This is a genomic window from Mucilaginibacter sp. GW821-FHT07G05, assembly GCF_059418565.1.
In genome coordinates this window covers 1,063,663-1,078,635 of the sequence record NZ_JBWKQC010000001.1, presented here as the reverse complement: position 1 = coordinate 1,078,635, position 14,973 = coordinate 1,063,663, and the positions used below count along the sequence as shown (strand labels likewise).

Here is a 14,973-nt window from a genome sequence, read left to right as displayed (position 1 = left end):
ATTAAAATTTGTAGCGCATAGTGGCGTGCTTTTTGCCAAACGTAGCACCTATCGCTTTATTTAACGCGAGCATTTTCTTATTAAAATCGCCTACCCACGATAGTTCCAGCTCATCGTATTGCTTCACCGTCGATATATATTTCTTAAGCAAATAAAACATTCCCGACTCGATACCGTGGTTCTGGTATTTTTGTTTGGTGCCCATTACAATGGCGCGCATGCGGGTAGCGCCTTTCCATTTTTGATATAAATATTTCAGCTTACCTACCAGGTCCATTTTACCGTTCATGGGTTTTATTAGCTGGTTAGCATCGGGCAATACTACTATAAAGGCAACTGGCTCATCATTTATGTATGCAAACCATATCAATTGCTCATCCAGTACCATTTTCATTTTCTCAAAGGTTTGCAAAATGGTATCGAAGCTGATAGGGGTGAAGTTCTCAAAATCTTTCCAGGCATCGTTATACACTTCCATAAAATCGGCAGCGAAACGTTGTATCTGTGCTTTCTTTAAATATTCAAACTTGTAGCCCGGCTTTTTAAGTGTGCGTTTGGCTATACGGCTCAATCTGTCAGGTAGCGGTTTCCGAAGGTCGAAATGATTGGTGATCTGTTCGTATAATACCGTAAAGCCATATTTTTCAAATAGGCTTTTATAATATGGCGGATTATAGTTCATCCCGTACGATGGCGGGGTGAAGCCCTCGGTGAGCAATCCCCAAAAGCTATCATTTTCGCCAAAATTGATGGGGCCATCCATTGCTTGCATCCCTTGGTTTGCCAGCCACTGTTTTGCGGTATCAAATAAAAGGAAAGCGGCGGCTTCGTTATCAATACACTCAAAAAAGCCCACGCCGCCGGTTGGCTGCTCGTGTTTGTAAGCTTTGTTGGTATCAATAAATGCTGCTATACGGCCTATAAGAAGGCCTGTATCGTTTTTAAGGATCCAGCGGGTACAATTACCGTGCTGGTGAAAACTGTTCTTCTCAGGATCAAAAACAGCCTCAATATCATTATCGAGCGGGCATACCCAGTTTGAATAGTGCCGGTATATGATGCGGGCTGTGTTTAAAAAATCATTACGGGTAATTTTATCAGTAACTTCAGTAATGATCATTTACACGTATCCCTCACAAAAAGCATCCGGTGTGCTCTTGCCGGGTGCTTTTTGCATTTATATGGTTAATTAATATTTGTAATCGTCGTCGTCGTCATCATCATAATCGTTGAACGACTCGTAGCCTGCGTCGTCTAACGGTTCGTCAAAATCATCATCGTCATCAACAAATTTTTTCTTCGGCTTAGTTTCTTCAGCAGGGTCGGGCGTATTTTTGGCCGTAGGCTTTGCTGCCGGTTTCTTTACAGGTTTTTTAGGAGTTCCCATTTTGCAAATTTTATGGTAATACTTAGTTGCTATATAAAATTAAAAGAATCTTGTGTTGTTGATCCTTCTTAAATGAGCTTAATTGTATTGGTAAAAATAATTAAAAAACGCTTTTTTATAAAAGACATTTAAAAAATTATTCTGTTACATCGCCAATGGCTGATGCCCCGGTAGTAAGTTCTTTTATATGAGGCAATTCTTGTATGCTGTTAATGCCAAAGTAATCCATAAAAAGCGCGCTTGTGCCGTAAAGTATAGGCTTGCCAATAGTTTCCGACTTGCCTACAATGCTTATTAATTCCTTCTCCAGCAGCTTTTGAATGGAGTAATCGCAGTTTACGCCCCGTATTTGTTCAATATCTGTTTTGGTAGTTGGCTGCTTGTAGGCAATAATAGCGAGGGTTTCTAAGGCCGCCTGGCTTAGTTTCTTTTTAGCTTTTTGTGCCTGCAACAGGCTTATCACCGGGTGAAATTGTTTTTTGGTGAGAAACTGGTAGCCGTTGTTCAGTTGCAACAGTTCTATGGCGAAGTTATCGTCAAGGTATTTGGTTTTAATATTCGCCAGGGCGGCTTCTATCTCCTGGTTATCAAAGTCGCGTTCAAAAGCGGCCTGCAAACAATAGTTAATCTCTTCGCGCCGAAGGCTTTGTTCTGACGAAAATATCAGTGCCTCTACGTATAATTCAATGCTCTCTGCCATGTATACAAAAAATAATTTTTTACTCCAAATTCAGCTACTCTTTCAAGTTGTAACAAGTTTGTTGTAATTGCGAAACTGCCGGCTCAAAAATATTGTATCTATTGGTATAATTTATAAACAATATCAACTTCTTATTTATGAAAACAGAAACAGAACAAAACATGGGTAATGTGAACATCGCCCGGAGGTCGTTTTTGCGCTACGCAGGGGCGGCTACAGTAGTTGGCGCATTGGCCATGCAGTCATGCACAAAGGACAATGCTAATGACGCCGTAATTGAAGGCGGAAACAACGGCGGTACAGATATTACTGATATAGGCTCAGGCGACATTGGTATATTAAACTACGCTTACGCGCTTGAACAATTAGAGGCCGCGTTTTACATCCAGGTAGTAAACTCTTTCTCATCTGAATTTACTACAGACGAAAGAGCCTTATTTACTGACATCCGCGATCACGAAGTGTTACACCGCGAGTTTTTTAAAGCCGCGTTAGGTGCAAAAGCTATTAAAGGCTTAACTCCTGATTTCAGTAAAATTGATTTCAGTAAAAAAACAAGCGTTTTAGGCGCTGCAAAAGCATTTGAAGATTTAGGTGTAACCGCGTACGATGGTATCGCTTTCAAAATTGAAAATGCCGATTATTTAACCCTTGCCGGTAAAATTGTATCGGTAGAAGCAAGGCACGCTGCTTTGATCAGTAACCTGATCACCGAAGGTAGTTTTGTTGACAGTGATCAGGTAGATGCCAATGGTTTGAATATTTCAAACGGACCTACTAAAGTATTGGCAACAGCCAATCTTTTCCTGAAAACTAAAGTTAGTGCCAAAAGTTTCACCTTTTAACCAAACATCGCCATGAATTTATTTAATGTAATAGAAGAAATAGAAAAGATCGATCCGGAATTTAACGATCGTATCAACCCGCGCCGTGCCGCGATAAAAAATATAACGAGCTTTGGTTCAAAAGTAGCTGTTGCAGCAATGCCTTTCGCTTTTGCAACACTGTTTAAAAAAGCTTACGGACAAACCGCCGGTACTGATGTTAACTCGGTATTAAACTTTGCTTTATTGCTGGAGTTTTTAGAGGCTGAGTTTTATAATAAAGGTGTTGCGGCAAGTGGCCTTATCAACGCTAATGATAAAGCTAACTATTTTACTAAAATAGCGAGAGACGAAAATAACCACGTTGCATTTTTGCAAAAAGTATTAGGTACTGCCGCTATTTCAAAGTCATCATACATATTTGATGTAACCGGCGGTGGTGCTTTTGCCGATGTGTTAACCAACTATGATACCTTTTTGAAAGTATCGGTTGCTTTTGAAGATACCGGTGTACGTGCTTACAAAGGTCAGGCCCCCTTCCTAAAAGGTAACCAGGTGGTATTAGGTGCTGCTTTAGCAATTCACGCAGTAGAGGCAAGACACGCTTCTGCTGTACGTTATCTGATCAACAAAAAGCTTAACCTTGGTCTTAAACCTTGGATTACCAGCGATACTAAAGGTAATGATACCGGTATTGCAGCTGTTGACGGTAACTACGCAGGCGAAGATAATATAGTACAAGGTGGTGTTACACTTACCAGCTTACCGGCTGTAGGTTCAAGTAACAGCAAAAAATCAGCTACCGCTTCGTTTGATGAACCATTGGAAAGAGCCAAAGTTGAGGCCCTGTTAGTAGGTTCATTTATTAAACCAGCTTAAGTTAAAGTTGAATATAAATTAAAAGGCCGGGTGCGTAAGCATCCGGCCTTTGTGTTTTTTAGTAGTTGATCACCTGTTCTTCTATCTGAACAGGAATATCGCGCCACTCATATTTTTGGGTGCGTAATTGCGGCTCGAAACCGGCTTCAATAATAGATTGCTGTATACCTTTAGCGGTAAACCTGTGCGGCGCGCCCGCGGCAGATACCACATTTTCTTCTATCATGATAGAGCCAAAATCGTTAGCGCCTGCATGCAAACATAGTTGCGCTACCTGTTTACCCACTGTTAACCATGATGCCTGTATGTTTTTAATATTGGGCAGCATAATACGGCTCAGGGCTATCATGCGAATATATTCGTCGCCGGTTACATTATTGGTGATGCCGCGTACTTTGCGCAGCAAGGTGCCGTCGTCCTGAAAAGGCCATGGTATAAAGGCGATAAAGCCGTAATGCCCTTCCGGTTTTTCGGCTTGTACTTCGCGTATCCAAACCAGGTGCTCAAAGCGTTCTTCAATGGTTTCGATATGGCCAAACATCATGGTAGCCGAACTTGGTAGGTTCAACTGGTGTGCGGCACGCATTACATCCAGCCATTCTTTACCACCGCATTTACCTTTTGATATCAGTCGGCGTACACGGTCGTTCAGTATTTCGGCGCCTGCACCGGGTAAGGAGTCGAGCCCGGCTTCTTTCATTGCTTTCAGCACCTCGTAATGGCTTATGCCCTCCAATTTGGCTACGTGCGCAATCTCCGGCGGACCTAAAGAATGCAGTTTCAATTTTGGATATAGCTCTTTCAGTTTGCTGAACAGATCGGTATAAAAAGCCAGCCCAAGATCGGGGTGGTGGCCGCCCTGTAACAGTAGCTGATCGCCGCCATACCTGAAGGTTTCTTCTATCTTTTGCTTATAAGTTTCTATATCAGTAATGTAGCTGTCCTCGTGACCGGGGCGCCTGAAAAAGTTACAGAACTTACAGTTAGCTATACATACGTTGGTAGTGTTAACATTCCGGTCTATTTGCCAGGTAACCTTATTGTGCGGCACCTGTATTTTGCGCAGCTCGTTAGCCACGTGCATCAGTTGTGCGGTAGGGGCGTTATTGTATAAATAAACACCTTCTTCAATACTCAAAAAATCAAACTGCAACGCGCGTTGCAAAAGATCGGCTGTATTCATATAACAAAAATACGTCTATTTAATGCTCATTTAAAATTACTATAAAATAATTGACAATAGCGGTACACACATAAATACATCAAAACAGATAACTATATTTATACCACCATGTTAAGCCGCCCAAAATTTACCAAATTATATTACCCGGGTTTATTAAGCCTGCTGGTATTGCCGTTGCTGTGTGTTATTTACATTCAATATCACGAGGCAGGCAAAATATGGTACGGTGCTGATGTTGCATACAGAAGTAAAGTTTCAGTGAAAATGTATGAGTTATCTAAAGAACCACAACTGTTAAACAATTACAAGGTCATTAGCAATGGTTTATCGCACGAAGACATTGAGCAGGTTATTTCACAAACTAATAAGGCCATACTTAACCTTGTAGCAAATAAGGATACCGTTAATGGTATAGCAATCACATTTGGCGGCAAAACACAATATGCTGATATGGTTGAAGTAATTAACCTTTGCTACGGTTACAAGGAAAATAACGTAATATGCACCTTTCAGGATGACAAGTGTTTAATACAACATATTAATACCCCAAAGTCTGAAGTTGGAATGAAGATGCATTGCGCAGGTATGAATTTTATTCCACGTAGTGAGCCTGCTGATTATAGTTCATTATCGGCCGTATATACATTAATAAAGAGCAGTCCTGTAGCACAATCATTTTACCTCATATTAATATTATGGGCTGTAATGATTTACTTAGTAATCCTCAACGTTAAAAGAAGAATTATACCATCATTTTAAACCACTCGTCCTTTATCCAGCTTTAAAACCCTGGTAACGCTATCCGGAATTTCATGCTGGTAATGGCTTACATAAATCAGCGTAACATTGCTCAGGTTGCAGATGGTATCGGTGAGGTGTTTAAAATGCAGTTGCTGAAATTCATCCAGGCCCTGGCAAGGTTCGTCAAAAATGAGCAGGGGCGGATTTTTGATCAACGCGCGGGCCAGTAAACATAGCCTTTGCGCGCTGGCCGGTATGTTTTTTAGCAGGGTGCGGGCGTATTGATCTATTTGTAAAGCTTTCATCCAGCGCAACGCGGTCGCAGATCTTTTCGCATCGCTTGGCCTGAACAAACCCAACGTATCATAATACCCCGATTCGATCACCTGCAAACAGCTGTTATCAGTAGGGAAGTACTGGTAAAGTTCGGGAGAAACAAAGCCTATGCGTTTTTTTATATCCCAAATGCTTTCGCCGGTGCCGCGTTTTTTATCAAATAATACTATATCATTTGCATAAGCCTGTGGGTTATCGCCATTAATTAAACTTAACAAGGTTGATTTTCCTGCGCCGTTAGCACCCAGCAATGCCCAGCGTTCACCGGGTGTGATGTGCCAGCTAACATCATCCAGAATGATATTTTTATCATAGCGAATGTGTGCCTTATTGATCTTCACTATATCATTATAAACTACGGCTTCGGTGTTGTTAAGCAGTTCCTGTAATTCGGTTACATCAATATCGTCCTGAATGTTCGACGCGAATTTTGCCGGGTCGAAATCTTTTTTAGCGATCACCGCGGTTATTTCCCCGTTATCAATCACCGCGATGTGGGTTATGGCATCAGGTATTTCGCGGGGAGAGGTAGCTATAATTACGTTAATGCCCGAAGCTATGATTTTCCCGATAATGCCGTTAAACTCTGCACGGGTTTGTACATCCAGCCCGGTCAGCGGATTATCGAGCAACAATATCAGTGGGTTTTTAAGCAGGGCAGAGGCCAGCCTTACCCGTTTGGTTTCGCCGTTAGAGAGTTTGATGAGTTCTTTACCGGTTAATTGGGATAGGTTAAGCAACTCAACAACGTTTTCGTATTGCCAATGCTGCAAGCCTGTAAACGATACAATATCGTGCAGGTATTCTTCAACGGTTTGCGCGTCTTCCGAATCCGACGAGTTATAACGCTGCTGGTAATAAAAATCGGTAGTGTTTGATTTGTTTTTGAAATGATGCTTGCCTTCTACCAATGATATAAAATTATGAAAGGTGGTCAGTCCGTCTTTTTTTGGTGGATGCTGCGTTATAAAATCGTCGAAAAAATAATTATGAACTTCGCCGCCACTTACGCTGAACTTACCCGCTATGGTTTGCAGCAACACGCTCTTGCCCGATCCGCTTTTACCTATCAGTGCCCAGTGTTCGTTTTTGTTTACACTAAAGTTAAGATTACCAAAAAGCGTTTTGTTTTGTGAGCGTACCAACGCGTTTTTTATAGATAGAATGGGCTGTAGCATAATTAAAATAGTTGCCGCTAAAACTACATAACTTATCGGCAAATTGAAAAGCAGCGTTGTGTAACTATGCTGATAGGCGATAGCAGCCTGAAGCAAATTCGCTTGCCATAATTAACCTTAAATTTCATTTCATTAAAACTTTAAGTTAAATTATAGCTATAAATAAATGTATTATAATAATTGCGCCTTTTTATTGAAAAAAATGTATTTTTAATAAATCTTTTACCGGTGTACCAACACCAGGTTGTATTAACCTAAATACCTTGCTTTTTAATGTTTGCTTAAATGTATACGGCTGCAAAGCCGGTAATTATACTGATTGGCATTTTGTTAAATGGCTATGAGTATGCGTTTTATAAAATTATGAGAAAGTTAAATGTATTGTTACTGGCGCTGGCTATGATGACTTTAAACAGTTGTTCGCTTATTGTGGACATATTTAAGGCCGGGTATTATGTTGGCATCATCGTTGTAGTTATAGTATTAGGAATTATTTTATGGCTATTCTCTTTATTTAGAGGGCGCTAAATATTTACTATTAAAACTACTACAATGGAAAACACGCAAGCAACAATAGAAATATTGAACGATCTGATCCAGATCAACAACGACCGTATTGCCGGTTACGAACTGGCATTAAAAGAATTGAAAGAAGAAGATGCCGATATCAAGTATCTTTTTACCAACCTGGTAGGCGAGAGCCATCAGTTTAAGCTGGAACTGGGTACCGAGGTACAGGTATTAGGTAAAGATATTGACAATACAACATCGGCCAGCGGTAAAATACATCGTGCATGGTTAGGTGTTAAAGCCACATTTACCGGCCATAATACCAAAAGCGTATTAGAAGAATGCGAATTTGGCGAAGATGCCATAAAGTTGGCTTACAGAAGCGCGATTGAAGATGAAGCACTGCCTGCGTATATAAAAGATATACTATACAAACAGCAGGAAATTTTACAGGCCGCGCACGATGAGGTAAAAGCCCTGCGCGATCATGTACAATAAGAATAAAAAATAGTACCAATAAAAAAATCCGGTTCAAATATTTGAACCGGATTTTTTATGCTTTGTATTTTGCTTGCGCAAAAATTACATTTTAGCAGCAGTATCAGCAGCTGGAGAATCAGCTTTAACAGTGTCAGCAGCTGGAGAATCAACTTTAACAGTATCAGCAGCTGGAGAATCAGCAGCAGCTGAATCAGTTGAACCTGAACCAGAACCTTTGCAAGCTGCAACTGAGATAGAGATAGCTAAAGCTAAAAAGCCGAATTTGAATGCATTTTTCATGATGAATTTTTTTTAAGTGATTTAATAGTTTTCACCCTTAATACCGGAAACTAAAAAAGGTAACCCAATTTTTTTGAAAAAAAATTAAGATTACCTTTTTTAAGATTATTTCCCCTAAGGGAGATAATTATTTTTTAGTTGTATCAGCTTTAGCAGTGTCAACTTTAACTACAGTTGTATCAACAGCTGGAGAGTCAGTTTTAACTACAGTATCAACAGCTGGAGAATCAGCAGCAGGAGAATCAGTAGAAGCACCACCTTTACCACCGCAAGCAGCTAAAGAAACAGAGATAGCTAAAGCTAAGAAACCGAATTTGAATGCATTTTTCATGTTAATATCTTTTTAATTGTTAGTTGTGAGCCTTTTATACCGGTAAATGAAAAAGGTAACCCAATAAATTAGAAAATAATAAGAAAAATATTACAATCATTTATAAATCAATGATTTATATTTTAATGCTATACTTGTGTTTTTGAACGTTATGTTTGCCTGTATTATGTAACGCCGATAATAAAAATATTTTTTGCGGGTATGGGTTACATTTTAATATAAATTGTATTAAGTAGTGAATAAACATTTAAACAGTTCAACACCAACAGATAGCGAGGTAATTCTCGGTATCCTTAATAATTCGGAAACGGTTTTAAAAAAGCTGTATCTGGCGTATTTCCCGATGGTGTTGCAGTTGATCATAAATAACAATGGCAGCGCTGATGACGCTAAGGATATTTATCAGGAAGCCATTATCGTTCTTTATAATAAGGTTAAGGCAGGTAATTTTGAGCGGAGTAGTAAGCTTAAAACCTATATATACTCGGTAAGCAGGCGCTTATGGCTTAAACGCCTAACGCAAATGAGCCGTTACGGAGGCGATATAAAGGATTTTCAGGAGTATGCCCCGGTTGAGGAAGATGAGGCGGAAGCACACAGCGACAGGGATATACAGTTCAGCAAAATGGAAAATGCCTTAAAACTGCTGGGCGAGCCCTGCAAAACCATTATGGAAGATTTTTATATCCATAACCGGTCTATGCAGGAAATTTGCGAACGCTTTGGTTATACCAATGCCGATAATGCCAAAACCCAGAAGTATAAATGTTTACAACGGTTAAAGAAATTATTTTTTCAGCAAGATTAAAGTGATGAGCGATACTAAAATGTTAGAACAGATTGAACGCTACCTCAACGGCGAAATGAGCCTTGAAGAACGCGCGCAGTTTGAGCAATTGCGTAAAGAGAACGCGGTTATCGATAGTCAGGTTGTTGAACACCAGGCTTTTGTTGGCCTGTTAAAACATTACGGCGAACGTTTAGACCTGGAAACCAGGCTGAACGCTATTCATGATGAAATTGATGTGAATACACTGAAGGAAGAACTGATGGTTCATCCGTCGTGGATTGTGAGTATATGGCGCCATCATCACTCAAAAATATCTGTAGCGGCGTCTATAGCTATTTTTGCTATGCTGAGCACTTTGTTCTTTACCGGCAAGTTCAATAATAAGGATTCAAAATATCTTGAATTGCGCGATAAGATAGGTAGTTTGCAAACTTCAACCGCAAGAATAAACGCTACCAATAACCGCATACTTAATAATATCAATAAATCGGATAAGCCGAAACCTGTTATTAATCCGGGTAATTTTCGCGGTACCGGTTTCGCGCTTACCTCAAACGGTTATATCGTTACCAATTACCATGTAATTAAAGGTGCCGATTCGCTTTACGTACAAAATGTAAACGGCGATTCGTACCATGCAAAAGTGGTATACAGCGAGCCGGAACATGATATTGCTGTACTGGAGATTAACGATTCGGAATTTAAAAACTTAGGCGCTGTACCGTACAACTTCAAAAAATCAAAAAGTGATTTAGGTGAGGATGTATATACTATAGGTTATCCAAGTGATGCAATCGCTTTCGGACCGGGCTTTTTAACATCGGCAGCAGGCTTTAACGGCGATACCACTGCTTACGAGGTATCTATAGCTGCCCGTCCGGGTAATAGCGGTGGTCCATTGCTGGATAGCAAAGGCAACCTGATTGGTATTATCAGCGGTAAACAAACGCAATACGAAAGTTCTGCTTACGCCATTAAATCAAACTATTTGCTGAAAGCTATTCAGGATATTCCTTCTGACTCGCTGAAACGTAAGCTCAGCCTTAACACCAAAAATAAAACCAAAAGCTCACTGGCAGGTTTAAGCCGCACGCAACAGCTTGCAAAGCTGCAAAAGTATATTTTCATGGTTAAGGTTTATTAAGCCCCATAAAAATCCAAACATATATTGGCCCGGTTGAAAAATTTCATCCGGGCTTTTTTGTTACACATTTAACCGGAATGTTATATTTGACCATGGATCAAACACAAACCTTACCTGTATTAAATGATAGCGAGCTTAGGGTATTAGGCGTACTGATAGAAAAATCGCGTACCACGCCCGAATATTATCCGCTTACTTTAAATAGTTTAACCACTGCCTGCAACCAAAAAACTGCCCGCAAGCCGGTGGTTGATTATGATGATGAGGTGGTTATAACGGCGCTTGATACATTAAAAAGAAAAGGGTTGATCTCTACCGCAACAGGTGGTTCAAGCCGTGCTACTAAATATAAGCATAACTTTGCCATTGTATTCCCGGTAGTGCCTGCCGAACTGGTCATTATCAGTTTATTGATACTTCGCGGACCGCAAACACCCGGCGAACTGAATACCAATTCGGGCCGTTTATACGAGTTTGAAACATTGGACGAAGTACAGGAAATACTGGATAAATTAGCTACCGAAGAGCCGCATTACCTGCAACAGTTGCCTAAACGTCCCGGTCAAAAAGAGGCTCGTTACATGCACTTATTAGGCGGTTCGTTTGACGTGAACGACGAGGAAAGCTTTGCCGAACCCGTACGCAGATCGTCAGGTGAACTGGAAAACCGAGTAGCTATATTGGAGCAGGAACTGGCGGAGCTGAAAGAAGCCTTTAACAAACTGATGAAAGAGTTAATGGGCTAATTGCCCGTTAACGGAATGAATGTTTGATTAAAAGCGACCAACACTTCAAGGAAAATGTTTTTACCCAAGCCAAAATCTTCTGGCATTTCGGGTTTAAGCGGCGTGCCCTCTTTGTAATAAACCGGGAAAAGATCGATGAAGCCTTTGAGGGATATTTCGTAGCTCAACCAATCGTGCTTGTGGTAAATTTCTTCAAGCTTCATCTCGTACAGCGAAGCGCTTAGCGGGTCGTGATCGTCCATTATAATAACAACAGTAGGGGACAAATTTATAACAGCAGGATATCAATTTTATGGGCGTGTACCAAGTTCAATTGGTTCGACCAGGAGAAGACAGTAAAATGCCCGTCCTGCGAGGCAACCAAAGCCAATGCGTCGTGTTGGTCGTGTACAAACTGTGCCGCGGCCAAATGCCTTGTACCCCCGTTTTGCGCGGGGTGGCGGCGGGTAGCCTTGCCATCTACAATAGGTTCGGTAACAATTAATTGTTCTACCGGCACGCTGTTCTCTGATCGGGCTATTTTGGCACCAAAAGCCATTAACTCGTGCTGATCGGTAATTACGGTAGCGCCATCTACAGCGGTAAAACCACCGATCACCTTTATGGCATCCAGTAAAGCCTCCTGCCATTCCAGTGTGTCACGCTCTTCCAGGTCCATCTGCATCAGGTTAGTGATCACCGTATAAGCAGGCGTAACGGGATAGTTCATGGGCTGCACAATAGAATTGCGCCAGGTGGCCGAGCCCTGTGGTACTATCAGTAATATACCGCCCCGGCCGTGGCTCCGCATAGATGAAGCCAGCTCAACTAATACGTTTACACCTTCTTCGGTAGATGAGGGCAGGGGCAAACCAAGTAACGAAGTCAATAAACTCGGGCAATCGCCTACGCCGGATGTTTCTTCGTCAACAATTTTTATCTCGTCGCCTTTTAAAATGGCAATGTTCACAAACTTGCCAAAGCCATCAATGCGTTTATGTTTTATAACCAGCAGTCCTGGTTCCACCACTTCCAGCACAAAGCAAATACCCGGTATGGAGTTGGTAGTGCCCCAGATGTAAATATCATCCTCCTCGTGCCAAATGCCTAAATGTATGCCCGGTTGCTCAACGGCAGGGGCAAGTTTTATTAGGTTTTGAGGTGTTAGCCTGATGCGGTTCTCAAATAAAAGCGGTTGTTCTGATTGTGAAGGGTGCAGCAGTGCCATTGATATTTTAGGTGGTTTGCCCTCTTCGCGGCGCAGGCTGGCCCAAAATGCTACATCAATAACTGCTTCAATAATGCGCGCGCTCAAATCCCGCGACAAATTAAGGTCGCTGAAAACCCTTGCGGCGGTAATATGCTTGGCAAAATGGTTCTCAATAGTAGAAGCTACCATTCGCGCAGCCAGGTATGTAGGTTCAGATAGCATGTAATATCAAATGATGAGCAAAGGTACTATATAAAGGTATTGCAATTGTATACGCTTGGTAAAACTACACAGCGCCTAATAAGTTTCAGCATCAGAATTTTATCCTGCAATTTTCCGATTCCATCAGGTTCTTGTATTCGGCAATATCATCAGGTGTTTTAATGCGGGCAAATTCATCACGATAGTATTTCTTAAGCACCTTGCGCTGCATCGCCTCAAAGTATCGTCTCAATTCGGTTTGGGTTTCCAGTATAAGGCCGGGCACAGGTACAGTTTTGTTATTGTCCATAGCCACCATGGTGAAATAACTCGTGTTAGTATGGGTGATAATATTGGTACGCACATCTTCAGATTGTACCCTGATACCCACCACCACCGAGGTATTGCCCGTGTAATTCACCGAAGCCAGCATCGATACCAGTTGGCCTATTTCCACCGGGGCAATAAAATTCACCTCATCAATAGAGGCGGTTACACAATAATAACCGGTATGTTTCATGGCGCAGGCATAAGCCACCTTATCCATCATAGATAGCAGCACGCCTCCGTGTATCTTACCACCAAAGTTGGTGTATGAGGGAATCATCAGTTCGGTTATAACGGTTTCAGAGTTTTTAGCGGGTTTAAAAGTGCGTTCGGCCATAAAGCTTTTGTGTTGATATTACGATAATACTGAAAGATTTTGCAACCCCATAAATTTAATGTTGTTATATTGGTTTTAAATGACGCCGATGCGATAAACTTATGCGTATTATTACCGTTTATCGCATTTACTACACACTGATACATGAACAGCTGGTTTAAAAATTACAAAGGGATAATTTGGTTAATAACGGGTATTATCATAGGTAGTATTGCCGGCGCTGTGCTGGGCAAACAAGCCGAAGTGCTAAAGCCTATCGGCGATATCTTCCTGAACCTGTTGTTTACAGCGGTAATTCCTTTAGTGTTTTTTGCAATTTCATCGGCCATTGCCAATCTAAGCGGTTCTAATAAACTGAGCCGGATTATGGGAGCCATGTCGCTGGTGTTTTTATGTACGGTGCTGATATCGGCATTTTTAACCATCGTAGCCGTTTGGATTTTCCCGATGCATCAGCAGGTTTCGGTAACCCAGCTTACCGAAAATATAGTTAAAAAACCTTTCGGCGACCAGTTGGTGTTGCTGTTTACCACCAGTGAATTTTTCGATCTGCTATCGCGCAAAAGCATGATGGCCATGATGGTATTCTCGGTGCTTATCGGTTTCGCTACGTTGCGTTCCGGCGAAAAAGGGGCGGCGTTCACTCGTTTTTTAAATGGCGGTAACGAGGTATTTAAAAACCTGTTTACGCTGATCATGAAACTCGGACCAATAGGTTTGGGTGCTTACTTTGCTTACCAGGTAGGCGTGTTTGGTCCGCAATTGTTTGGTACTTACGCGCATGCTATGGGCTTATATTATGGCGTGGGCGCCTTTTATTTTGTGGCGCTGTTCAGCGTATACGCTTTTATTGCAGGCGGTGTAAAAGGTGTAAGAAAATACTGGCGAAACAACATTATACCATCTGCAACAGCAGTAGGAACTTGCAGTAGCATCGCCACCATCCCGGCTAATTTAGATGCCGCCAGAAAGATTGGTATCCCTGATATTATTACCAATGTAACCATCCCTTTAGGGGCTACTCTGCATAAGGATGGATCAAGTATTTCATCCATCGTTAAAATGGCGGTGGTGTTTGCCATGTTCGGTAAAAGCTTTGACAGTGCCGAAGCTGTGCTCATCGCTTTAGCCATGACGGTACTGGTAAGTATGGTTGAAGGCGGCATCCCCAACGGTGGTTATGTGGGCGAACTATTGTTCATCTCCGCTTATGGTTTCCCACCCGAAGCCTTACCTCCGGCCATGATCATCGGCACGCTGGTTGATCCATTGGCAACCTTGCTGAATGCCACCGGTGACACCGTAGCTGCCATGCTGGTAGCCCGCTTTACGCATGGTAAAAACTGGATGGATGCAGAATTACAACAGGAGGTATAAGTTTTCTATTTAG

Annotated in this window: 19 protein-coding genes; 9 read left to right on the top strand and 10 right to left on the bottom strand. The window is 41.6% G+C overall.

Features of this window, described 5'->3' with window-relative positions:
* Position 1 precedes the first annotated feature (1 nt).
* From AC07NA_RS04330 to scpB, 3 genes are all read right to left on the bottom strand, one after another.
* Positions 2–1,120 carry a GNAT family N-acetyltransferase gene (locus AC07NA_RS04330; protein WP_494895966.1) on the bottom strand — a complete coding sequence of 373 codons (1,119 nt, stop codon included), beginning with the start codon at positions 1,118–1,120 and terminating at the stop codon, positions 2–4.
* 69 nt (positions 1,121–1,189) lie between these two features.
* The gene (locus AC07NA_RS04325) at positions 1,190–1,387 is read right to left on the bottom strand and encodes a hypothetical protein (protein WP_345209578.1); all 198 of its coding nucleotides are present in this window, start codon (positions 1,385–1,387) and stop codon (positions 1,190–1,192) included.
* A gap of 136 nt (positions 1,388–1,523) precedes the next feature.
* The gene (gene scpB, locus AC07NA_RS04320) at positions 1,524–2,087 is read right to left on the bottom strand and encodes an SMC-Scp complex subunit ScpB (RefSeq protein WP_494895964.1); all 564 of its coding nucleotides are present in this window, start codon (positions 2,085–2,087) and stop codon (positions 1,524–1,526) included.
* A gap of 137 nt (positions 2,088–2,224) precedes the next feature.
* Here scpB and AC07NA_RS04315 point away from each other — a divergent pair, with 137 nt between their 5' ends.
* Positions 2,225–2,932, top strand: coding sequence for a ferritin-like domain-containing protein (locus tag AC07NA_RS04315; RefSeq protein WP_494895962.1), 708 nt, complete (start codon positions 2,225–2,227; stop codon positions 2,930–2,932).
* Between the two features lie 12 nt (positions 2,933–2,944).
* Complete coding sequence (locus AC07NA_RS04310) at positions 2,945–3,790, top strand: ferritin-like domain-containing protein (RefSeq protein ID WP_494895960.1); 846 nt, start codon at positions 2,945–2,947, stop codon at positions 3,788–3,790.
* Between the two features lie 58 nt (positions 3,791–3,848).
* Here the strand turns inward: AC07NA_RS04310 and mqnC are convergent, their stop codons facing one another.
* Entirely contained in the window at positions 3,849–4,973 is a 1,125-nt protein-coding gene (mqnC, locus tag AC07NA_RS04305; RefSeq protein ID WP_345209574.1) for a cyclic dehypoxanthinyl futalosine synthase, read from the bottom strand.
* Between the two features lie 108 nt (positions 4,974–5,081).
* Here mqnC and AC07NA_RS04300 point away from each other — a divergent pair, with 108 nt between their 5' ends.
* Positions 5,082–5,732 carry a hypothetical protein gene (locus AC07NA_RS04300; protein WP_494895958.1) on the top strand — a complete coding sequence of 217 codons (651 nt, stop codon included), beginning with the start codon at positions 5,082–5,084 and terminating at the stop codon, positions 5,730–5,732.
* Here the strand turns inward: AC07NA_RS04300 and AC07NA_RS04295 are convergent.
* Positions 5,729–7,228, bottom strand: a complete 1,500-nt coding sequence (locus tag AC07NA_RS04295; RefSeq protein ID WP_494895956.1) for an ATP-binding cassette domain-containing protein — start codon at positions 7,226–7,228, stop codon at positions 5,729–5,731. The genes AC07NA_RS04300 and AC07NA_RS04295 overlap by 4 nt on opposite strands.
* Positions 7,229–7,513: 285 nt before the next feature.
* On the opposite strand from AC07NA_RS04295, the gene AC07NA_RS04290 reads away from it, so the two are divergent.
* Both AC07NA_RS04290 and AC07NA_RS04285 read left to right on the top strand, forming a co-directional pair.
* Entirely contained in the window at positions 7,514–7,756 is a 243-nt protein-coding gene (locus tag AC07NA_RS04290) for a hypothetical protein (protein ID WP_494895954.1), read from the top strand.
* A 24-nt stretch (positions 7,757–7,780) separates the two neighbouring features.
* Positions 7,781–8,236: a PA2169 family four-helix-bundle protein gene (locus AC07NA_RS04285; RefSeq protein WP_345209569.1), complete on the top strand. Its 456-nt coding sequence runs from the start codon at positions 7,781–7,783 to the stop codon at positions 8,234–8,236.
* 84 nt (positions 8,237–8,320) lie between these two features.
* Here AC07NA_RS04285 and AC07NA_RS04280 read toward each other — a convergent pair whose 3' ends face one another.
* Together AC07NA_RS04280 and AC07NA_RS04275 are read right to left on the bottom strand one after the other, a co-directional pair.
* Positions 8,321–8,518 (bottom strand): hypothetical protein, encoded by a 198-nt coding sequence (locus AC07NA_RS04280; protein WP_345209568.1) that lies wholly within the window; start codon positions 8,516–8,518, stop codon positions 8,321–8,323.
* Positions 8,519–8,645: 127 nt separating this feature from the next.
* The gene (locus AC07NA_RS04275) at positions 8,646–8,849 is read right to left on the bottom strand and encodes a hypothetical protein (RefSeq protein ID WP_494895951.1); all 204 of its coding nucleotides are present in this window, start codon (positions 8,847–8,849) and stop codon (positions 8,646–8,648) included.
* 235 nt (positions 8,850–9,084) lie between these two features.
* Here AC07NA_RS04275 and AC07NA_RS04270 point away from each other — a divergent pair, with 235 nt between their 5' ends.
* The 3 genes from AC07NA_RS04270 (at position 9,085) to AC07NA_RS04260 (ending at position 11,529) form a co-directional block, all read left to right on the top strand.
* Positions 9,085–9,657 carry an RNA polymerase sigma factor gene (locus AC07NA_RS04270; protein WP_494895949.1) on the top strand — a complete coding sequence of 191 codons (573 nt, stop codon included), beginning with the start codon at positions 9,085–9,087 and terminating at the stop codon, positions 9,655–9,657.
* A gap of 4 nt (positions 9,658–9,661) precedes the next feature.
* Complete coding sequence (locus tag AC07NA_RS04265) at positions 9,662–10,783, top strand: S1C family serine protease (RefSeq protein WP_494895947.1); 1,122 nt, start codon at positions 9,662–9,664, stop codon at positions 10,781–10,783.
* A gap of 92 nt (positions 10,784–10,875) precedes the next feature.
* Entirely contained in the window at positions 10,876–11,529 is a 654-nt protein-coding gene (locus AC07NA_RS04260; protein ID WP_494895945.1) for a YceH family protein, read from the top strand.
* On the opposite strand, the gene AC07NA_RS04255 is transcribed toward AC07NA_RS04260, so the two are convergent.
* From AC07NA_RS04255 to AC07NA_RS04245, 3 genes are all read right to left on the bottom strand, one after another.
* A complete protein-coding gene (locus AC07NA_RS04255) occupies positions 11,526–11,771 on the bottom strand; it encodes a hypothetical protein (RefSeq protein ID WP_494895943.1) in 246 nt (81 codons plus the stop codon). The two genes, AC07NA_RS04260 and AC07NA_RS04255, sit on opposite strands and share 4 nt — an antisense overlap.
* A 26-nt stretch (positions 11,772–11,797) precedes the next feature.
* Entirely contained in the window at positions 11,798–12,940 is a 1,143-nt protein-coding gene (locus AC07NA_RS04250) for a putative sensor domain DACNV-containing protein (RefSeq protein WP_494895942.1), read from the bottom strand.
* Positions 12,941–13,031: 91 nt separating this feature from the next.
* A complete protein-coding gene (locus AC07NA_RS04245; RefSeq protein WP_345209561.1) occupies positions 13,032–13,583 on the bottom strand; it encodes an acyl-CoA thioesterase in 552 nt (183 codons plus the stop codon).
* Positions 13,584–13,727: 144 nt separating this feature from the next.
* On the opposite strand from AC07NA_RS04245, the gene AC07NA_RS04240 reads away from it, so the two are divergent.
* The gene (locus tag AC07NA_RS04240) at positions 13,728–14,960 is read left to right on the top strand and encodes a dicarboxylate/amino acid:cation symporter (protein ID WP_494895940.1); all 1,233 of its coding nucleotides are present in this window, start codon (positions 13,728–13,730) and stop codon (positions 14,958–14,960) included.
* The last annotated feature ends 13 nt before the right edge of the window (positions 14,961–14,973 follow it).